Source organism: Bradyrhizobium sp. SZCCT0148 (assembly GCF_018129985.1).
Taxonomy (GTDB): Bacteria; Pseudomonadota; Alphaproteobacteria; order Rhizobiales; family Xanthobacteraceae; genus Bradyrhizobium; species Bradyrhizobium japonicum_H.
The window spans coordinates 250,077-270,504 of sequence record NZ_JAFCKT010000008.1 but is presented as its reverse complement, the minus strand read 5'-3'; the positions used below and the strand labels follow the sequence as shown (position 1 = coordinate 270,504).

Here is a 20,428-nt window from a genome sequence, read left to right as displayed (position 1 = left end):
AGAACATCAGGAAGACCGCCTGTGGGCTGTCTTTTTGTTTCTCATCCCTTAACTGGCCATGCGATGCTGATGGGGAAGTCTGTGCATTTGAACTCCGGTGATCCAGCCCGGCGTAAGGTAAGCGGAGGGCCACGAATGACTTGGCTTGAGAGCTAAGGGATTACGGACGCACACTTGCCAAAGAAAAGAGCCGCCCAAAAGGGCGGCTCTCCCGATTAATAGTTGTGCGCCTGGACCGTTAGGCGCGTGCGGCGACTGCCGACGCCTGCTTGCGCCGATAGGCCATGAAGCCGAGACCAGCGAAGCCGAGGACCATCATGGCCCATGTGGAGGGCTCGGGGACCGCTGAGATAGTTGCAGAGAAGAAAGCTTCTCCGGTGTTGCTTGCCGAAGTATTCGCCCAGACCCACTCGGCGCTTGTGCTAATGCCCGGGATCGGTCCGCCGTAAGCGCCGGTCCAAATGTTGGACCCGCCGTTGTTATTACCCGAAGCATACTGATGTGCAGGGGCTCCGGAGGGAGCAGTCCATGATGCGCCCGCAGCTACTTCCTGCGCCCGCCAGACCGGATCCGTCGAAGTCAGCAGGATTGTTGAACCATTTCCAAACAAGCCTCCAGTCAGCCCAAACTGCCCAAGGATCGCGTTCGGGTTTCCCCCTGGGTTGGCCGGGGTGGTGGTATGATCGGCGTCCGAAGCGAAATTCTCCGCAACGATGTGGAGATACCAGGTGCCAGCCCCGAGATTTACATTAAACGACTGCGGGCTACGCCAGTCCGAACCGGTCCCACCGGGCGTAATCAAGTTCCCCAGCGTTGAGTCGTTGTTGCTGATATAAGCCTGAAATGCATTGTCTGACGTCAGTGTCCCTGTAAGGGTCGCAGCGCCCGCGGGTGACACGGCCCACAACGCGCCAGCCAACGCTCCCAACACCAATCGACGAAACATAGCGCCCTCTCTATAAAATTAAATTAGATTTACTTCTCATCTGAAATCGCGATGCAGTCAAACAAAAATAACGGATTTTTAGCATTCGGGCGGCGTTGGTTAAGCCGAAAGGACCGACGGGGAGCTTAGTCGCCATAGTCGCGCAGAGGACGAGCCCTTGGCTCCAATCACGTTTGCTAGGGAACGCTGGTAATTAGTACCCAGAGGCCGCCTTCTTCAAACAAAAACCCCAGCACCGGGTTGAGATCGGGGCTGGGGTCTAAGCTTACCAAAAGGCCTGTCCGGGATTGGGCCGGGCAGGATGGGACCCTAGGCCCGATGTCTTAACTTTAGGTTGTCTGAGGCGCATGGTCTAAATCTCTGAACCGAAGTCGCCCCGCGCGGACTCTCTTCCGAAGTGCCCGCGGGCACGGTGGACCCGGGAATGAAGCAATGGAACCTCGATTTTGCCTGAATGATTCAAAATCGGGACAACGGGTGGGCTTCGCTGGTATGGGATTTTTGGCATTTCGACCAAAGTCGCAGGCAGCGTTGACGGCTGGCTAGTTTGGACCATCCGAGATGAAGGCAAGAGGCCGCCCTCGGGCGGTCGCCCAGCGGCGCTGGCCTCGATTTCAGCAATCCACATCTCAAGGTCGCCTTCTTTATCAACAACACCGATGCCAAGAAGACCGGCGATCTGTTATCGGCAAACTTCGCTCCCGACCAAATTTCATCGGTCCCCGAATCTTCGACCTGGGCCATGATGATGCTGGGCTTCGCTGGTCTGGGCTTCATGGCCTGTCGACAGAAGAACAAGCCTACGCTCCGCCGAGCCTGAAATTACCCCCAACCTGAAAACCAAAGCCGCCTCAGTTGGGCGGCTTATTCTTGAGCGCGGCGTGGACGAGGGCAGGGCCGTTCGTTCAACGAAGGCTGGCGGTATCCTTAGAGACACCGATTAATTCCAATCCGCGAATCGCGGGAGATCAGCAACCCGATCTCACAGCGCTTCCAACCGGCTCAGAAGGCGCGGTATCGAATGCCAAACGGCACTAAGACGAGAGCAGAGGTGCTGATCTACGAGCAAACCAAATGACGGCCACTGAATGAGAGCCGCCCCAAACAGAGGGATGGCGGTAGAGCCGGCCAACATCTCTTTAACATCGCGGTGCATGCCAGAAACGTAGCAGCATAGCGATCAATCGTCGATTTTCGGAGGGACACCCGTCGGCGCCTTATTTACCGTTTTGCGGGGCTGGAGATATTTTTGATTAAATTCGGGCAATCTTTAAATATTAATAACTAATTGGTCGGGCTTGAGCTTGCAAAAGACCGCCCTCGCGGGCGGTCTCCTAATCGTCGATGCTTGAGCGAACTCACGTCACGGTGAGGCCGCTACCGTGTTGCTTGCGGCGATAGGCAAGGAGGCTGACGCCGGCGAAGCCGAGGATGAACATCGCCCAGGTCGAGGGCTCAGGGACGGCGCTTGTGATGGTCGCCGAGAAGGTTGCATCCCTAAAATTCACCGACGTCCATGTGGGCCCGTCCGCCAGAACATTAGCAAACACCATCTTGCCGAGATTGGGGATGGAGTTTGAGTTGCAGCCGGCGAAAGGCAAGCAATCCGCGACGGTCGCCAAGCCGCTGTTATTGGCTATCCCGTAGGTGCTCAGGAACGCGACATAGGTCTGGCCTTCTGAGAGGTTGACCCCCACCGGTGAGAAGTCCAGCAGACCGGCGGCTCCGGACACCACCGGGCTCTGCCAAAGCATCGTGGTCGGCTTGGAACCGTCCCACGCGTACACGGCGCCATAGAGCGATGGGATGGTCGAACTATTCAGAGTGAACTGAAAGTTGGTCAACGCCCCTGTGATGGAAGCGGTGAAGGTTTGTCCGACGAACTGTGTCTGCTGACCACCCACCGGCGCGCCGGAGAGATAGAGCAGACTGTCGCTATTCGTCGGATTGCTTATCACATCAGCGGAGGCGGGCACCGCATGAGCCAGAAACCCTGCGAGGGAAAGTGCGGCGGCTACTTTTCGAAGCATAAAACTTAACTCCCATTGTTCGTAAAGTGCAGGAGGCGTCGCATGCGTGTTCCAACGCCATGATGACAGGGAGGCGACGCCGGTATGGGCAATTTGCCGCATTTAATCCGCTGAGTGGGGTAGGCGGACCTGCATTGTGCGCGCGTAGCTTTTAGGTTGAGTGATGAGAAGTTGGGGGCTTGCTCGCCCGCCGCGCTTGTCGTGGCCCGACTGCATTTGGCTTGTTCATGTAGATAAACACGCATTCATCTTCAACGCGCGATGCAGCGTTCGTCGAATTGACCAAAACTCCACGACGGCGTTAGGCTTGCTTCACACCGCACCAGCAAACGTCGCGCACATCCGGATTTCGTGCCGTTGCCAGCATGGCGAGCTCGTTGCTGCGGTTGTGGCCAGGAATCTCGATGTGGGTGTCGGGTCACGGGACTTTGATTGAACCGCGCTGCGGCCCGCGCAACCAACGTTTGGTTGGGCGACCATGTCTTTCCTGTACTGGTATGCGTTTTGCTTCTGGTTTGACCTTGGAGATTTTTATGAAAAGCGCATTTCCGAAGGGGCGGAAGCCACGTGAATTAAAGAAGACCAAGCGGGCGCCGAAGCGGCCTCCGGTCGCTGAGACAATCGCCGAGCGCTATTTCGAAGTCTTGCGGCTGAGGCAGCGCGTTCTCGAGGCGGATACATGGCGCCTCGGTCGTCACTGAGGAACTCGAATAATGCGTTCGCTTTACGTCATGTCGCTCGTGGTCGGCATGGTTGCCTGGTTCTGGGCTATTACCACAGGCATTGCCTGGATAATCGGCGCTTAACACCGGCGACAAGAACACGGTTGCCAAAGTCCGCTAGCGAGTGTCTACGGGCAACGGTGCCTCAGTAGTTGATCGAGGTCTGAGCGAAGATGCCCTCGGCGCGTTTATCGCCTGCAAGTCTGAAACGGTATTGCAAAGTCAGCTCCCAATACGAGGGAGGCGCAATGTATTTCGTCTCGCCAAACCAGTAGCGGATCGAACCACCGACGCCAGCGGAATAGGCGTCGTGGACCGCGAATGAATCGTCGTAGCTGGCCGCAATGACCGCGTGCGGGAAGAACACCAGGTTTCGACTGATCGGATCCATCCGGAAGCTGTGACCAAAGCGTCCCTCGAACAGCCCGACCAGCTGCGTCTTCTCGAAGAAGCGATCGACCTCAGTGTAGATGTACCAGGTCGGCCAATGCGTATCGATCGCCCGCAAATCGGTTCCGACTGTGTATGAATAGGCTGCCCTGAGCAGCGTGTCGTCGCGGGCGGCATCGCCGAGCCTGAACAGCTTGTCGACCTCGAGGACGAGGTTGTGGTCCGAGAAGGGTTTCCAGCGCGCGCCCGCCATGCCCTGGGTCGTGCGTAGCCCGGTGGGGCCACCGGCCTCGTCATACAACGTCTCGAACACCCGGCCGAACACTTCGAACAGCGCGCCGTTGCGGTTTCCGAACGCCTCGGGGCGGTAATAGAGTTCGGATCCGAACTGGGACGTGTAGGTGCTGGCCGGCGAGTTGATCGTCAGGAAGGGATTGGGAGCCGATCCAACCTTGCCGTAAGAGATAGAGCTGTTGATGCCCCAGACGCGGGTGAGGTCGGCAACCGTCCGCCGTGTCTCGAACAGCTTCTGCTCATCGATGTTGATGCGTCCGTCAGCCTTCGCGTCGATGCCCTCCATGAGGTAGGCGATGGCCTTCGGATTCTGAAACTGCCGCATCGCCGTGTAACCGGCATCGATCGTGGCCCGGGGCGGAAGCACACCGTTGGCCTTGGCGCGATCGAACAGCTCCAGGGCCACCTTATCGTTGCCGACGGCAACCCCGATATAGGCAACATCCGCATCCCTGATTGATCTAAGTTGGCCCCGAGCGATCGCCGCGTCAAAGATCGCGCGTGCTTCGGGCTTGCGGCCCAGCTCCAGCAGCGTGTTGATCTGGGCCTGGATCGCGCCATCCCGCTGAACGTTGGTGACCGACAGCCGCTCGGCGGAGCGGAAGTCGCGCAAAGCCTCTTCCTTCCGTCCCAGGCCTTGGTAGGCGTAAGCGCGCCGAATGGTGAATTCATAGTCAAGGCCGGTGCGCGGAATGGAACGGAGCGCCCGTTGCAGATCCTTGGTCTTTAGCGCGGTGTCGACCAGGGCGAGCCGCACATTGCGGACTTGCTCGACTGAAAGCCCCCGCGCGAGCGCGGTCTCCCAATCCGCCATGGCGCCCCGGTCATTGCCGATGCGGCTCCGTGCAAATCCGCGCTGAGCATAGATCTCGGCGGTGGTCAGTCCTTCCGCGATGGCGCGGGTCGCCGTCGCTTCAGCCTCGGCCGGCCGGCCGGCCGTCAGCTGCAGGTTGATCAGCAGCAGCCGGGTGCTGGCGATCTCGGGCGTGTCCGCGATCGCCTTCCTGGCCTCCTCGATCGCGACGCCGTAGTTCTTGGCTCGGGCGGCCTCATAGGCTTTCCCTGCCGCCTCGATGCCCTCCGCCTTCTTGTCGATGGGCGTTGCCACGCTCTGAACCAGCGGCGCCTGCAGGCTGCACACCGAGCCATAGGGCGTGTCGCGGCAATCCTGTGCGGGCATCGGCATCAGCTTGCCATCACCCTTGAGCGTGGCCTTGCCTTCCGCAACGGCATCGGCGTCGCCGATACGTGTGACGACCAGCGGGTCCGTCTTGGGGTATGGCTGGAGCAGGACCTGAACCGCACGAGCGTCGCCGGAGGCCAGCGCTGCATCGGCCGCGATCAATCGGATCTGCTTTTTCTCGCTGTCGGTGAGGTCGGGCAGGGCCAGCGCCCTGTTGAAATCGGCCACCGCAAGGGTCCGGTTGCCGAGCTTCTGGTAGATATAAGCTCGCCAGACAATCGGCACGTAATTGCCGGGATCGAGCTTGGTCGCCTCAGAAGCCGTCTCGGCGGCGCCGCCAAGGCTATTGTCGGCGAGCTGGGCTGCGAGCAGGAGCAGGCGGTAGGACATCACGTCCGGACCGTATTCCACGGCTTTGCGGGCAGCGCGAATAGCAGCCTTGGGATCGCCCCGCTCCAGCGCTTTATAGCCCTCGCCAGCTGGCTGCTGCGCAAGGCGCTGCCGAATACTGCTTTGCCGGGATTCAAGCTCCTGGTTCGCCGAGAAGGTCGCGAGCGCTGCAGTGGTCGCCTGTTCGGCAGCGTCGAGATTGCCGGCAGCAACCAGCGCGTCGATCAAGAGCAGCCGTAAACGGAGAATGTCGGGGCGTAGCGCGACCGATGCTGCAGCCTGGTTCGCTGCAGCTTGATAGTCGCCCTGTCCAAACGACTTATACGCCTCCTCGGCGGAGGTGTAGGCTTCACCTTCGAGCGGACGGTCAGGATCTGCAGTTTGGGCGCCTGCCGGGCAGACCAAGACAAGCGAAAGCACGAGGCCGCCTAGGGCAGCCCGCAACCTTCGTCGTCTTGGACGTTCTGCGCCCCAGATAGCCATGGCCCCACAGGTAGATAAAACTTACGTCGTGGAGATTAGCGAAGGGGGCGATCTGGCGGAACCGGAATTTGATGTCCGGCTGCAACAACACCTTCAAAACTCATGCTTTTCCGCGCGCGTGTTGCGCAATTGCTGCGGTATTTGTCAGCAGATTCAGACAGACAACAGCCAGTCAGAGAAAATTAAGCTTTTTATCGATTTTTCAATGCTTCCGTTACCTTGGCGCGCCACTCGGCAGGGCTCGAAATACTTTGCGAAGTCCACTCGCCCACAGCGTCTGGCCCGTTCTGAATCTGTGCCTCGTTGAACTGCCAGACGAGATATCTCACCGACGTCGTAAACTCGGCCGACTGGAGAAATTGCAAAAGCGTGGCCCATGGACCCACGTCGCCGGGATTCCATCTGAGCGCGACGGGTCTGTCGATCTTGTTGGACAGGCGCTGTGGAAACCCGAAATAGGGCTGCACGAAGCTGTTGCCGACGACGGCGACGGGGGAAGGTTCCGCATCGAGTAATGAGGTGGCCGGTTTGGCGGGGGCTCGGATGACATAGGCCTCCGGTCCGATCGCCCGCTTGCGTTCCGGAGACAGGAAGTTGGCGGCGAGGTCCCCAAGATGTCGATCGTTCATCCACTCGCCGAGCCGGGCTCCGCTTCCGGCGTTGCCGGGGAGCGGCCCATCGGCCGTGATCGTCTTGGCAACGAGATCCGCGGCTGCTTCGGCGGCGAAAGTCGTCCAGTGAAAATCGGCGCGGTAAAAGACCTCTTTCTTGTCGGCGATGAGTGTCTTGAGCGCGTCGCGAAGGTCGGGGGTATTGACCCCAGCAGCACGTAGTTCAGTGAGCTCCCGATCGTAACGCGCTCGAACGATGTCGGACATCGCCAGTCCGTCGGGAAGCAGGCCCTCATAGTAGCGTGGCTTGAGCGGGACGATTGCCACGATCAGCTTGACGTTCTTCTGCGCCAGCAGTCGGCCGATGTCGGAAATGAGCCTGACGGACGCGCGCTCGGCGTCAGGGCGCGCGATCGTGAGGCTCTCCCAGCCGGCAAAGAGCCAGTTGGATTTTCCCTCGATGACGGCATCACGCGCCGCTGCGGATGACGCGAGCGGCGCAAGCGCCAGGAGCGCGGCTGCGGCAGTCACCATCAATCTCGTCACGATCGGCCTCACTGGATCACTTGCTCCGGCGCATGAAACTCTTCTCGGCGTCGCTCGGGGGCGAGACCAAGGATCGCATCGGCCATTCCCATATCACTGCCTTGGCTTTCGCCAAGCTGCCAGTTCTCTTCTCGAGTGTCTCAAGCAGCGCTCCGGCGAAGCCTCCGCCGCGTTGGCTGACCTGCACCACCTCCCTGCTGAGCGAAGTCTCGAGATATTCCAGGAAGCCCGAATTCAACGAGAAGGAAGATCCGGCCAGAATGATGGATGGCTCGGGCGTGTCGTCGAGCAGTCCGCCAGATCGTGCGATATCCACCTTGACCTCGCGCTCCTGCTCGGGCGCCGGCGCGAGAGCATGCGGCGCATCGCTCAGCCCGGACAGCTTCGCAAGGTCGCCCGTGCGCTGTTGCATGGATCCTTCGACGAGCCGAACAGCATCCTGCCCAGGTTCTGGCATGCGAGCTGCAGTCTGCGCGATCCGCTCCGCCGCGAAGCGCGCGCCGGCTTGATCCCAATGTGTGTCGGTCTTCCAATAGCCGGGTCTCGGCCAGTTCTCGCGGAGGTCGACGACAACGGCGTCTTCGACATGGGCGAGCTCGTTCCAGAATTGGTCTCGTAGCCGAGATTGCGTCGCCGTGATGCCGCAGAGCTTGTCGCCGACCTGGTCCGCCTTGTCGGGGACGGGGACAATGATGAGGCGTGCGCCCGACTGCTTGATTGTACGGACGAGCCGTTCCAGCAGTTCTGCGCGGAGAGCCATGTTGTCGCGATCGCGGCGTTCGGCTCGCAGCTCTTCCATGCTGTAGAGCCAGTCACCGCAGCCAGCGCGGACCTGCGGCCCGGCGTCGCCCAAGACTCGATATTCGAGCCCCGTTACGAGGCCGTCCAGCGCGGTGCTCCGCGGCACTGCGCCAAAGACAGCCTTGTCGATTTTCTGCGCAAAGCGGCCGTTGGTGAGATCGTTCGCCGTCGTCGTGCTCAGCACCTCGCCGAGCGCTTGATGACCTCTCGTCAGCACTGCGGCCAGTCCCGAGAAGATCACCGCAAGTACGAGGAGGGCTCTGATCATCGCGCGTCTCCCTAGAATTGGAAATACAGGAAGGGAATCACGGTGCGGCTTTGCATCGTCCACAAGGCGCAAAGCCACAACAGCAGCGCCAATTCGAACGGCGGCCGCGCGATGTAGCCTCGTAAGGGATACCGCGGCAGCGCCGGCGCGTAGACGACCAGCAGTCCGATGCAAAGCGTCAGCAGTTCAGTCGGCCTTGTGGTCGCAGCCATTGGTGAGGACAAGACAAAGCCGTTAGATCCCAGCAATCCCGACAGCATCGTTTGGGCAACTTGCCAATCCTGCGCGCGAAACAGCAGCCACCCCACCATCACGAAGACCATCGTCAGGACATGCGCGATGAGTGCCGGGATTGCGGGCGCGTAGGCCGCGCTCCATAGCCGCGCCGTGATCAAGCCCAGTCCATGCCAGATGCCCCAGACCAGAAAGGTCCAACCGGCGCCGTGCCAGAGGCCGCCGAGCGCCATCGTTACCAGCAGGTTGAAGTAGGAGCGGACCTTACCGACACGGTTTCCACCAAGCGGTATGTAAAGATAGTCGCGGAGCCAGCTCGACAAGCTGATGTGCCAGCGACGCCAGAATTCGGTGATCGATCCGCTCAGATAGGGATTGTTGAAATTCTCCGGAAACTTCAGGCCGACCATCAGGCCGAGTCCGATGGCCATGCTGCTGTATCCGGCAAAGTCAAAATAGAGATGTAGCGTGTAGGCAGCGACAGTCAGGACGACGTCGGCCGCGCTGGGATTCGGCAGCGCATAGCCGGCATCGACGAGCGGCGCAAGCGTGTCTCCGAGCAGCACCTTCTGTGCAAAACCCAGCATGAAACGGCGCCATCCTTCGGTGAACTCCGAGAGGTCGAAGGAACGGGAGGCCAATCGCTCCGCCACGGACTGATAGCGGACCACGGGCCCTGCGACGAGGTGGCCAAACATTGCCTGATAGGTGGCGTAATTCACGAGGCTGGGCTCGGCAGCGACGGTTTTTCTGAACGCATCGACCGAGTAGGAGATCGCGCCGAACACGAAGAATGAGAGGCCGATGGGCAGAGGGATTGCAGTCCAATGTCCGAGCGGCGCCCCCAGCGTCAGCGCACTTTCAACAAGAAGGTTGGCGTATTTGAACCAGATCAGGCTTGCGAGAGGCGGAAGAATGGCGGCGAGCAGGGCGATCCGACGCTCGCGGCCGTTGCTTCGGACGATCCAGAGGCCCGTTGCCCACGACCAGCAGGCGATGGCGATGAGGAGCGGAAGAAAATCGAACCGCCACCAGCCATAGAAGATCAGGCTGAACAGGAGGATCGTGGCATTGCGGAAGCGGGCAGGGACCAGCGCGTAGACAAGCAAAAACAGAGGCAGAAAAAGAAAAACGAAGGAATCGCTGACGAACACCATCGGCGATCTGCCTAGCGCTCCCGATAGGGCTCGGTCTCATCCAATTGACCGATGAGACGAAGCCGCTCGGAATCCTTGCGAAGGAAGAGGCTGTAGGAGTCGCCGGCGCGCAGCTGAGGCAGCGTCAGGGGCGCGCCGGTTTTGCCACAGGAGCCCTCGAGCTTGGCGGCGACGGGATTGATGGTCCGGGACTGCACCGAGGCAAACGCACTTTGCTGAAATATCGTCGGGCCGTCTGCAATTTGCAGCGTGGCTGCGCATCCGGGTACGAGATTCAGGAAGCGCAGCTTGGCTTTCAGGCCATCGCCGGAGCCTTGCCCCTCGTCGATGGATTGAACGGTCCAGGCCGTGTCTGTTTTCGAGATCACCAGGGTGAGATATGTCTCGGCGCCCGGCACCACATCTTTCGAGATCGCCGAGCCGTTGACTGACAGGTTCAGGGGCTGGTTTCCCGGGACGGCGCGGTAGGCGCTCGCGCCGGTGGCCTCGTTGATCGGCAACTCTGCCGAATTGACCTGAACGCGTGGCACGTCTCCGCCGGACAGTGTGGCGATCCTGATGAAAGCATATCCCGGCGGTGGCCTGGTCGCATAAAGGCGGCCGATCTCCTGTCCGCGGCTCTGCGGAGCCATGGCGATCGACAGGGACGTCAGCAGCGCAGCGAGCAGGCAAAAGCGATTGTGGGAAGGTGAGGGAAGGACCATGCCGGAATTGGGGTGTGGTTGAAGCGAGCCGAGACATAGCATCTGGGCGATCGAGCGGAAATCAGCGCGGGCGTAGTCGCTCCGTGCATAGCAAACGGAATTGGTTAGCAATGTCCTCCTCCCGACAGAGGCGGCAACCACGCCAGGCGGTCCGATCCAGGCCGGCGCTACGCCTGATGTGGCAGATTCATCGCAGCGCCGCTTCGGCGAGGGCCAAGCGGCAGCAGGCGGGTCTCTCTGGTCTTGTCCTGCGGATAAGAGCCTATTAAGACTGTTAATCTCTGTGGAATTTGAATCGGGCGGATCCGAGGGGCAAGACAATGCTGAAACTGGCTGGAGTAGTCGCCGGTATTTCCATGTTGGCAGGGGCAGCGTCCGCGGCGCCGCTTCTGGCTCAGTCCGCCATGCCTCATGCCACTCCGATACTCGAGCAGGTCAAGGTGGTCTGCGACGAGACCGGCCGCTGCTACCGTCCGCCGGCCCGCAGGCCGGTCGCGCGTTGGGTCTATGGCGACGGCAATTTCTACGGCCCCTATGATGGCCCCGGCTATTACGGCAATCCGCGGCTGCGCTATCGGGTTTTCCCATATTTTTGGTGGTAATGCATTGCCCCTGGTGGGCATGATCGGCCTTGGCGCAACCAGCCTCGGCACGCGGCTGGCCGGCAATCCTATGGTTCTCGAGTTTGAGATGACGGTTTCGTCATCCGGCGGCGGCATTTGACGCGGCGGAGAGCCATTTGAGGCGTTCTGCTTGTCGCGGCTAGGGCCTTGGCAAATCCGGCAGGTGCGGCGTATCGGCGTCCGCAACTGCGACCGCGCCGTCCACCCTGCTGAATGATTTTCGCAACCAGCTCGGCGACTCCGCAGGAGCCTCGAGGGTGTGAACGCGAGGATCGAGGAGGAAGTCAAGACCATCGGATCCCTGTCCAGGCCGGCCGCCGCAAGTCAACTGGTCGAGGAACTCCAACCCTGATTTCTCAAACCTGGATCTGGTCGCTGACAGTGGCGAGCGGATTTCGTCGCCCGCGCGCTCGGTTATGCGCACTCTAAGCAGGAGCAAATGAGCAACAACATCAAGGTCGCTCGGCCGGAACGGCAGGCCCGTGGAGCGCCGGGTTAGAACGCAGCCGAAACGGTGAAGGCGACCGATGAGATTGCCGAGGCCAGCAACATTCACCCAGCCTGAAGACCGTGCAGACCCGGGCCACTACGCCGCCGATGTGCTGGAGGTCGAAAACGCCGACCAGATGGTGAGGGTCGTCTGCAGCCTCGCCGGTGACGTTCGGGGAGCCTTTGATTGTCCGTGCTTCTGATCCGCAGCCTCACTCTGCCAATGTCATGAGTCCAAGGCCAATCCAAGCGTTCCTCCTCGCGGCCGGAATGGGATTGGCCGGCTTGCGACCGGAATGGCGACGCCGGCTTCGTGGAAGAGAAAGACGAGCTTCGCCTCCCTTGCCGCCAGCGACAGCCTGATCCTCAACACAATGCTGCTCGAGACCGGCCCGCGCAGCAGTCTATCGTGCAGCAACCGACCGGGGACGGCCAGCATCAACTCAACACGGCCGGCCAGCCGCAAACACTGCGAATTCGCCGTCAGGAACAACCGCGTGGTGACCGGGGGCTGGCGGCATCCGACATGTCCGATGCATTGTTCAGCCACAGCCACCCGACCGGATCGATCCTCTCCGGCCGCCCAAGCCGAGGGCGACTTTGGACGACCGCGTATGTCCAGTGGCGCGCGACGTTAATTACCAAAATTCCCGCATTATTGAATTGGCTATTGACCTCTTATTAAAAATACAAATAATGGATTATATTTGAGTTTGGGTATTCATCTTGATGGATCCAGCAAGCCGATCCGTGCAAGGCGTCCATTCGAGACGGCACTCGGGATTGCCGCCGCGCAGTTGCGGGCACTTTGTATGCACCATTCGTGGGTCGTTCTGGGTCCGGTCCTCGGTCATAGCCGCGCTTCCGGGGGCCATCTGATGGGTCAGGCACTGCATCTCTCTGATCTGCGCCGACTTCAGCAGGCGCTTGAGCAGATCGCTAGCGACCTCGACGAGATCGAGGGACGCTCTCATGCGCGCCTCCGCTCCCTCGCCCAATATCTTGACGATGGCGGTCCCGTGCGCAGCCTGGAATCCTGCGTCTCCAACTTCGAAATCGCGGTCAGAGGCCGCTTAGCAAATCTAGGCTTGGCGGCCGAGTAACGCGGGCGCGCGGCCGGGTGCATGAAGCACCAGAACAAGGTATGCGCGGTTTGCGATTGATCAGAACCGAGTTGCCTTAAGCAGTGGCCCTCGCAGGCGTGCGGCGGCGATAGGCCAGGAAGCCGACGCCCGCGAAACCCAGCATCATCATCGCCCAGGTCGAAGGCTCGGGCACCGCCGTGACCGTGAAGACGAACTGTTCGTCTCGGTAATTGTTGTCGGTCCAGTGCGTATCGCACTGGCTGAGGTCCTCGAAACCGACATAGGTCCCGGCCGGGATAATTCCGTCGCCAGAGAAGGAGGTTGAATACGCATGGTTGACGTGGTCCTTGTTCATCGCGACGTCTGAGTAATAGGTGAAGCCCGTCGTCTTGACGTCGATGTAGAACACGAGTTTGTCACCGGCACTGACATTGCCGAAATTGTAGGATTGACCGTAAGTGCTGCTGTGGTTCTCCAGCCCCGTGCCGCGGTTGTAATTGTTCACTAGGAGACCCAGCATCTCGCTGAACGAAGCTCCCGAGCCATAGAAATATGCGATCAGGGCGCCGCTTGAGGGGGCGGTGAACGTGTAGGTGGTCGGATTTTCCGTCCCCTGGTTCGCATAGGGAATGACGTCCGCCTTCGCGGCCGTAGCTGCACCTAGCGCGATCGTCGCGGCCACCAGATACGTTCTCATCATAAGGCCTCACACGTTAACTATTAGAAATTTAAATGACTATTCATTATATTTTAATACCAGTCAACTGCCCCTATCATTTTATCTGAACGAGCGCACGAGGCTTGCTCCAATAGTGCTCCGGTTACGGGGGGGCTTCCGCTTCGGACCGCTAACGAGTTTTTTGAGCACGTGTTCTTTTGGACGGAATAACGACAGGTCCCAGGTCGGCGCACTGTAGCTGATGAGCGTGAAGCTCGGCTTGGGCCACCTGTTCGCGCAATGAGATGACCTCGGACATCAAGCGCAGCAGGTCAGCATCGGACGCGGGCTCTTCCATTCACTTGATCCGAAATGAACGACGGCCGTCGTCGGCCGAGAAATTGCAACATTGTAAATAGAACGGCACGATAATTTCCCCGGCGACCAGGCGTTCCATTTGACGACCGATGCAAGGGCGACGAGGCCCGATGGCGAGGTTGTCTTATCGGGTTCCGAAAGACTTGCTCGGCGATGGAACGGCTATCGCGCACTCGACCTCGTCGGCCAATACCGGAGGTGCTGCGATCCGCGCGAACAGTTCCTGCTTGGCCATACCGTTGCGAGGTCACTGATCATTTTGCATTCGACTGCGTCGAGCCCAGGAGCGGTGATCGCCTCCCGCCCTGTGAGGGGCATAGGGCGCCGCCAGTGTTCCGGAGGCAAGTCGGCTTCGGGCGCCAGCCCGGCTCGGGACGGCGTTTGCCGACGGCGGCCACCATCTTTGGCGATCTGCTTCGGGGTGGCATGCGCCACCTCGCGAGTAGCTCCGTGATCTGCATCGGGCGAGAACCTCGTCGACCTGATGGACCCGCTGCGGCAGAGCACCAGTCGGGAAGCCGCGCCGGCAAGGGCGGCCACAAGCCAGCAGGAAGCCGAAGGGCCGTCGGCTGGCCAGAAGAGAAGCCGGTGCTGATCGCGTGCGAGAAGCCCCCGAGAGAAGCGTCTCGGCCAGCGGCTCGGTCCGGAGATCCAGAGATGTGGGGTACCACTCGGCCACATGCGATGGGCCCCGTCGATTGCGATTGCTTCCGTCGCCTAGGGAGCTCAAGATCAAGCGATTGTCCGCTGATGCATTCTTTTCCCATGGTCGCCGCGCATTCTGATCGCAGTCCGCAGATCGGCTCTCCAAGCAACCACCGATGGCCTCGGGCCATTCGGCGGAGGCGGCCTCGATGAATTTCCAGTTCATCGAGCGCCGGTGCCCCCACTGGGACAGCCCGCCGATCAAGCCTTACGGCGCCGCCAGCGTCTGGAGCGCCGCCGCGCAGCCAGGGAACGCGCCCGCGTTGCGTCTTAAGTCGAGACGGGCGCGATGCGTCACAAGTGCCGTCGAGAGGCTCGCGTGGGGAAGCCGGCTCGGCGTCAGGCCGGTTTCTGCGTGGCCTTTGCCAGAGCGGCCGGGACCACGTCGGTCAAGCCGGCAGGGTGCGGTTGCCGCTGATCGCGCTGTCGAACAGCTTTTCAGCGATGTGCTTTCTGAGTTCATGGTCGCCGCCATAGCGGTCGGCATACCTCCTCTAGCACAACGTCAAGATTGGCTTTGGCCCGACCGTCGAGCTCCATGCCTTCGCCTTGGGCGGTCTTTCGCTCGCGACCAAAGTTGTAGTTGCTCAGATTGGCCGACCCGATGGCATGGTCTCACGCACGCCCCCGAGGGCTTACGTCCCACGCCGCCGGCCCCACGCGCGCCCCCCAAGTTAGCCCCTCGGGCCGGCGGCTAGGTGGCTTTCTACAAGTTCGCTCCACCGATCGTGCGGTACGGTGTGGCGTGGCCGTAGACTGCCCGCCGGGACAGTCTGCGGTCAACACGATGCGTCTGACTAAGGCCAAAGCAATCGAGCAGTCGTGATTACGGCAAGGATCACAATTAAACAAAGCACGCCAGCAAAAGCCGAGAGTAATAAGCGGCTATCCATCACAAAAACCCCAAACCTTTCCTGGGCGAAGAACCGCGCCTGAAACAATCCGACGCATTTAGAGGTGTTTGATCCGCAGTAGATTGAAAAATAGGCCGTAGCCCGCTCTGGAAATGCGGCTTTGCTTTTACCATAGCAAAAATCCCGCCGACCTCGTGAGCCGGCGGGAGTTTGGTAGACCGCGATCCGGACTGTCGATCGCAGGATTTCGCTAGCACAGCTTTCGCGCGGCGTGAACTAACGTTCTGCGCGAAGCCTAGCAGGCCGGAGCGAAATCGTCCTGAGACAGACCTAATTGAACGGGTCTTGGATAGAAGGTGCCGATAGGCGGATCCGGCGCACACTCACCGGCGAGCCGTCCGAGACGAACAGCAGTTCGTACCGGCGGCCCTCGCTGTCGATCGCGGAGCAGGTGACATCCTTCACCTTTTTGGCAGCGAAATTGCCCGTCTGGCGGCATAGGCCAGTGGAGGTCTCCTCGGCAGGCGCGGGCAGCCCGTTTACCTTCGGCCGTTCCTTGGAATTCAACAGCATGAGGTCGATCGGCAATTCATAGGAATTGTCATCGGCCCGCTTGCCGTTCTCGCCGGAAAATGAGACGACGCGGCTGTCGTCGGTGGGATCATCGACGGCTACCGAGAAGTAAACGCGCCCCTTATTGCCATGCGCGTAAGCGACCGTCCTGCAACCAAAGTCCCGTCCCGCGATTTTCAGCGTTTTGCAATCCCCTGACATGAGGGCCAGCAGATCAACGAAGGTGCTTGTATCGGCCACTGCCGAGAGACGCGGATGCTCGTTTGCAGAGGTCTGACAATTAACAGCTATGGAGAAGGTAATCAAAGCAGCCGCAGCGGCTGGCAATAGAAAGCGCATGTCAGCCTCGTCAAACGCCGTTCGCGGTCGCGAGCGGGCAGACACGCCAAAGCACATTGCATCTTAGTTCGCAATCCAAACAATGGCTATGCGTGGCGCGCGAGAGGTAGCGCAGCGCGGTTGCCCGTGAGTGGTCTTCACCGTACAAAGCGGGTGGGCAGGCGGGCTTCTCGACGGGACGGAAAATGTTGGGCAACGTGTTGTAAGGGTCGGAACTCTCGGGGAGCGGTTGCACCGCGTGACCTAGAGGGGCACCAGGATCTCGCGTCGGTTCGGCGTCCACCAGTCCAAGGTCTCGTACTCGCCGCTGCGGCCGAAGAAAGATCGAGTGCCTTTGACGGTGGTTCACGGCGGCGGCGTAGACGTACTTGCGATCGTAGACGTACTCACTCAGCGGCCTCCAGCCATCGCCGAGCAAACAGGTGGGCAGAGCCAGTACCCGCCGCCTCTTCGACCTCTCGTTGCATAGGCCTCGCGTCCACGCATCCATGCCAGACGCCACGCGGAGCGTCATCCCTCAATCTCGGCGTCGACGATCTCGGCGTCGTCGCCGGCGGAACTGCCGCACGCCAGCACCATCTCGCCGGTCCGCTCGTGCGTGATGATTTGATAGGCCTTTCGCGTTACGCGCGAAAGCGTGGTCTTTTTGAACGTGTCATCGTGCGAACGCCGTAACAGCCATTCGCCAGCTCGCTAATTTGTGGGAGCATTGGGCGCCGCCAGCGGTGACCGGGCTTGACCTGAACAGAGTACGTCTGTGCTAAGCTAGGGGCCTGCACGAGGATAGAATTAGACGCTGCCGGGCAGGGGCCGGAAACCAATTTTGAAGGTGGGCCATGTAGGATTTAGCTTTAGCCAACTTTCGAGGTTGCCATGTCCTCAAATTGCGAAGCTGAATTGGACATTCTTGCGCGAGATATTGCAGCTAAGAAACAGCATGTTGAGGACCAAACCATCTTAGTTGAGGTCCTCGAGCGTGACGGGCACGAAGTGCTTGATCAACGAAGTAAGCTCGCCAAGGACCGATCAGAACTAGCAAGACAGATCGTGCGTCAAGCTCATTTGCTGAACGCAACGTGCACATCGAGCGAATAGCAATGCCAAATAAGCAACACGAAATCCGAGCTTGGTCGCCCGAGGAGGAAGCTCGACTGGTTGTGCTATTCGATAGCGGTGAAACTGCGAGCGAGATCGGCAGGCAATTGGGCCGCACGAGCCAAGCGATCTATGGGCGGTTGTTGCGCTTCCGCAAACAGCAAGGTCGAGTGAATCGCACAAGTGGTCATGCGTTCGCGCAATGGTCTGGTGATTAGAAATCTTTTGTGGGACTGGATGTGAGTTGATGAGCCTAGGCCGACGGCTCGGCGACGCTCGCAAGAGGAGATCCTGCTTCTCAGGTTAGGTGATCATGTTGAATGCGCTGCAAATGATCGTGGCCGGCTACGTAAAATTCAGGATCGACGAGCATTGGAAGAATTACTAGGCCAATGGGCCGAGCGGCGAACACTTGTTGCAGCTCATGCGTAATTCCGATCGAGTCTTCGAGTTCGTGTTGAAACTATCGCATCGACCCGCATTGCTCACCGTCGCAAGCTGCTCCCCGATCTGCGAGCTGTCTCCGGCATCAATCCGGCAAGTGCAATATCGGCCGTGCGGGATGAAATCCACCAAATAGAAGCGGGAATTGAGGAGTTGGAGCCTCTGCCTGGGTCCTTGCCCGAGAATGAGTGGGGATAGCTGCAGCAGTCGTTCTCACATGCGTGATGGTGACGAGGATCGCGATACGCATAGGCATTCAGAGCACGCGGCAGCAAATCAGCGTTTTCTTTGCTTCTAGGGGGGCGCAACCAAAGCGGCCATGTCGAATGCAACCAAGCACGCAGCGGCTAAGGACCAAAGGGCTATTACTATCTCTGGGCATGTTGTCGCCTTCCAGACCCCAGCCGCCTCTACACTTATCACTGTAAAGAGAAAAATGCCGTTCTGTTCAGTAGCTTGGGAGTCCCGTGGCTTAGTAGTGAGGAGGCCCGCCGGGCTGGCAAGCGACCTGCCTTCGCCGCTGAGCGAGACAGTGTATGTCCCCACGGCCCGGTCCCAAGACCATGTCAGATTCGCGTTGGTCCTAGAATGAGCGGCCTGATTGGTCAGGTCGTTCTGCGCAAGTCCCTGAGAGAAGGGCCCAGCTTAGGCAATGAAGGACAGTTGGGGCCGCGCTCCCGCCGGCTTTGGAGGAGCCAGCGAAATAACCATGGTGGAAGTTCCATATTCCTAATTGCCCAGACCCGCTGCATAATTTTCCCGTTATTTGAGCCGGTCATTTTGTATGAGGTTCTTTGCCATGTCTCCAGGCGTCGAAGATCTTCAGATGCTCCGTCTGATCAGAGCATTTTAGGAACTGACAGACCAAGACGCGCGATGGTCGGTGTCGAATTTTGTCGACGAACAGCTTGAGAAGCAAAATGCTCGGACCCGAGCCAAGTTAGGCCGGACCGAGCATTAGCCAGGGAATACGCTTCTTCATCTTCACGCCAGCGCCGCTTAGCAATTCCAGCGGAGGAGCAAATGCTGACAGGATTTCTGATCGGAGTTATGGCTTTTAGTGTTGCTCTCGTCGCGAACCGCGCAGGGAAGCGCGTGGAGGCGAATACAATGGAGCATCGCGAATTTCATACGACGATCTGGTAGCGAGACGTGGCGGTCGCACAGCTTGGAGATATCCACACAAAACTCCTCGACGCCGCCATGGAAATGACTCCCTAAGGACTGGCCGCTGTCCGCAGTTTTGAAGGCCGCGTTTAAGGCATTGCGCCGAACTCTGTCGCGCGTGGCCGTATCTGTCGTGGTGCCTCGGGGGTCACGAATGTGCAGCAATGGGCAATGACCATGGATCAGCACGCGCGTTTGATTTTCGAATCGATCTTCACGCTCACATGTTCGACGGCGTGTCAAACGCCATCCGGAACCGCCCCCTTTGCGTCATGAAGAACTGCCCCCACCATCGGGAGTATGATCTCGTTTGAAGGTTGTTACCGCCGGTGACGGGCCGGAGGGAGGCGGATCCGACCGGAGGGCCGTCACCGGCGGGCGGCGGCTTGATGAGGCCGCTCTTGCGCTTGGCGCGGAGCCGGTAACTGTCGCCGCGGATCGTCAGCACGTCGCTGTGGTGGAGGAGCCGGTCGAGGATCGCGGTGGCGACCACGGGATCGGCGAACACGGTAACCCAATCGGCAACGCTGCGGTTCGAGGTAATCAGCATGGCACCGGTTTCGTAGCGCCGGCTGACCAGCTGGAAGAACAGGTGCGCTGCATCAGGTTCGAGCTGCAGGTAGCCGAGCTCGTCGACGATCAGCAGCTTTGGCTTCGACAGGGTGAGCAGCTTCTCGCCCAGACGTCTCTCGCCGTGCGCCTTGGCAAGACCCGCGACCAGCGTCGTCGCGGCTGGGAACTGCACCGTGTAACCGGCCAGGATCGCCTCTCGCCCGAGCGCGATCGACAGGTGCGTCTTACCAACGCCCGGCGGACCGAGCAACAGCACGTTCCCGCCGTTGGCGATCCAATGTGACGCGGCTAGGTCGCGGATCTGCTTCGGATCGATCGACGGCTGCGCCTCGAAGTCGAAGCCCGCAAGCTCCTTCACGGCCGGGAAGTGCGAGTTTTAGTGCCATCTCGATGCGGCGATGATCCTTGCGCGCAATCTCGCGCTCGCACAGCAGGATCAGTGTCTCACGCGCCGACAGGTCCGCGCGCGCCGCCTCGTCGAGCAGGCTGTCGAGCTGATCGCGGATCCCGGAGCGCTGCAGTCGCGCCAGCATGGCATCGAGCGGATCGGTCGTTGCTTCCATTATCTTCTTTGCCCGCGCCATCAGAAGCTTCCTCCAACCACGGCTTCGTATTCGGCAAGAGGGCGCAACAACGACGGCGGTGAGGACGGCGCCAGCACCGCCACCGCGATCTCAGCCCGGCGG

The 20,428-nt window shown here is 60.0% G+C and carries 11 protein-coding genes and 3 pseudogenes; 3 read left to right on the top strand and 11 right to left on the bottom strand.

Annotation, left to right across the window (positions count from 1 at the left end):
* Nucleotides 1-238: 238 nt before the first annotated feature.
* Nucleotides 239-946 carry a PEP-CTERM sorting domain-containing protein gene (locus JQ580_RS23680; RefSeq protein ID WP_212282602.1) on the bottom strand — a complete coding sequence of 236 codons (708 nt, stop codon included), beginning with the start codon at nt 944-946 and terminating at the stop codon, nt 239-241.
* A gap of 715 nt (nt 947-1,661) precedes the next feature.
* Here JQ580_RS23680 and JQ580_RS34330 point away from each other — a divergent pair.
* A pseudogene (locus tag JQ580_RS34330) lies at nt 1,662-1,766 on the top strand (PEP-CTERM sorting domain-containing protein); the annotation flags it as partial.
* Nucleotides 1,767-2,304: 538 nt separating this feature from the next.
* Here JQ580_RS34330 and JQ580_RS23670 read toward each other — a convergent pair.
* The 6 genes from JQ580_RS23670 to JQ580_RS23645 form a co-directional block, all read right to left on the bottom strand.
* Nucleotides 2,305-3,078 carry a PEP-CTERM sorting domain-containing protein gene (locus tag JQ580_RS23670; RefSeq protein WP_212282601.1) on the bottom strand — a complete coding sequence of 258 codons (774 nt, stop codon included), beginning with the start codon at nt 3,076-3,078 and terminating at the stop codon, nt 2,305-2,307.
* A gap of 765 nt (nt 3,079-3,843) precedes the next feature.
* Nucleotides 3,844-6,375: an NfrA family protein gene (locus JQ580_RS23665; RefSeq protein ID WP_212282600.1), complete on the bottom strand. Its 2,532-nt coding sequence runs from the start codon at nt 6,373-6,375 to the stop codon at nt 3,844-3,846.
* Between the two features lie 254 nt (nt 6,376-6,629).
* A complete protein-coding gene (locus JQ580_RS23660; protein ID WP_212282599.1) occupies nt 6,630-7,595 on the bottom strand; it encodes an alginate O-acetyltransferase AlgX-related protein in 966 nt (321 codons plus the stop codon).
* 16 nt (nt 7,596-7,611) lie between these two features.
* On the bottom strand, nt 7,612-8,727 hold the full coding sequence (locus JQ580_RS23655) for an alginate O-acetyltransferase AlgX-related protein (RefSeq protein WP_212282598.1): 1,116 nt from the start codon (nt 8,725-8,727) through the stop codon (nt 7,612-7,614).
* Nucleotides 8,676-10,055: an MBOAT family O-acyltransferase gene (locus JQ580_RS23650; protein WP_212282597.1), complete on the bottom strand. Its 1,380-nt coding sequence runs from the start codon at nt 10,053-10,055 to the stop codon at nt 8,676-8,678. Before JQ580_RS23650 ends, JQ580_RS23655 begins: the two co-directional genes overlap by 52 nt.
* Before the next feature lie 11 nt (nt 10,056-10,066).
* Nucleotides 10,067-10,900 carry an alginate O-acetyltransferase AlgF gene (locus JQ580_RS23645; RefSeq protein ID WP_212282596.1) on the bottom strand — a complete coding sequence of 278 codons (834 nt, stop codon included), beginning with the start codon at nt 10,898-10,900 and terminating at the stop codon, nt 10,067-10,069.
* A gap of 263 nt (nt 10,901-11,163) precedes the next feature.
* On the opposite strand from JQ580_RS23645, the gene JQ580_RS23640 reads away from it, so the two are divergent.
* Together JQ580_RS23640 and JQ580_RS23635 are read left to right on the top strand one after the other, a co-directional pair.
* Entirely contained in the window at nt 11,164-11,361 is a 198-nt protein-coding gene (locus JQ580_RS23640; RefSeq protein ID WP_212282595.1) for a hypothetical protein, read from the top strand.
* A gap of 919 nt (nt 11,362-12,280) precedes the next feature.
* Nucleotides 12,281-12,556 carry a hypothetical protein gene (locus tag JQ580_RS23635; protein WP_212282594.1) on the top strand — a complete coding sequence of 92 codons (276 nt, stop codon included), beginning with the start codon at nt 12,281-12,283 and terminating at the stop codon, nt 12,554-12,556.
* 16 nt (nt 12,557-12,572) lie between these two features.
* Here JQ580_RS23635 and JQ580_RS23630 read toward each other — a convergent pair whose 3' ends face one another.
* From JQ580_RS23630 to istB, 4 genes and pseudogenes are all read right to left on the bottom strand, one after another.
* Nucleotides 12,573-12,845: a hypothetical protein gene (locus tag JQ580_RS23630; RefSeq protein WP_212282593.1), complete on the bottom strand. Its 273-nt coding sequence runs from the start codon at nt 12,843-12,845 to the stop codon at nt 12,573-12,575.
* A 205-nt stretch (nt 12,846-13,050) separates the two neighbouring features.
* A pseudogene (locus JQ580_RS34325) lies at nt 13,051-13,158 on the bottom strand (PEPxxWA-CTERM sorting domain-containing protein); the annotation flags it as partial.
* A gap of 2,723 nt (nt 13,159-15,881) precedes the next feature.
* Nucleotides 15,882-16,325 carry a hypothetical protein gene (locus JQ580_RS23620; protein WP_249134387.1) on the bottom strand — a complete coding sequence of 148 codons (444 nt, stop codon included), beginning with the start codon at nt 16,323-16,325 and terminating at the stop codon, nt 15,882-15,884.
* Nucleotides 16,326-19,470: 3,145 nt separating this feature from the next.
* A pseudogene (istB, locus tag JQ580_RS23615) lies at nt 19,471-20,305 on the bottom strand (IS21-like element helper ATPase IstB); the annotation flags it as partial.
* Between the last annotated feature and the right edge of the window lie 123 nt (nt 20,306-20,428).

Coding starts and splice junctions, on each gene's coding strand:
- JQ580_RS23650 (WP_212282597.1), bottom strand. CDS start 10,055: ATGGTGTTCGTCAGCGATTCCTTCGTTTTTCTTTTTCTGCCTCTGTTT.
- JQ580_RS23630 (WP_212282593.1), bottom strand. CDS start 12,845: ATGAGAGCGTCCCTCGATCTCGTCGAGGTCGCTAGCGATCTGCTCAAG.
- JQ580_RS23640 (WP_212282595.1), top strand. CDS start 11,164: ATGCCTCATGCCACTCCGATACTCGAGCAGGTCAAGGTGGTCTGCGAC.
- JQ580_RS23670 (WP_212282601.1), bottom strand. CDS start 3,078: ATGCGGCAAATTGCCCATACCGGCGTCGCCTCCCTGTCATCATGGCGT.
- JQ580_RS23620 (WP_249134387.1), bottom strand. CDS start 16,325: ATGTCAGGGGATTGCAAAACGCTGAAAATCGCGGGACGGGACTTTGGT.
- JQ580_RS23680 (WP_212282602.1), bottom strand. CDS start 946: ATGTTTCGTCGATTGGTGTTGGGAGCGTTGGCTGGCGCGTTGTGGGCC.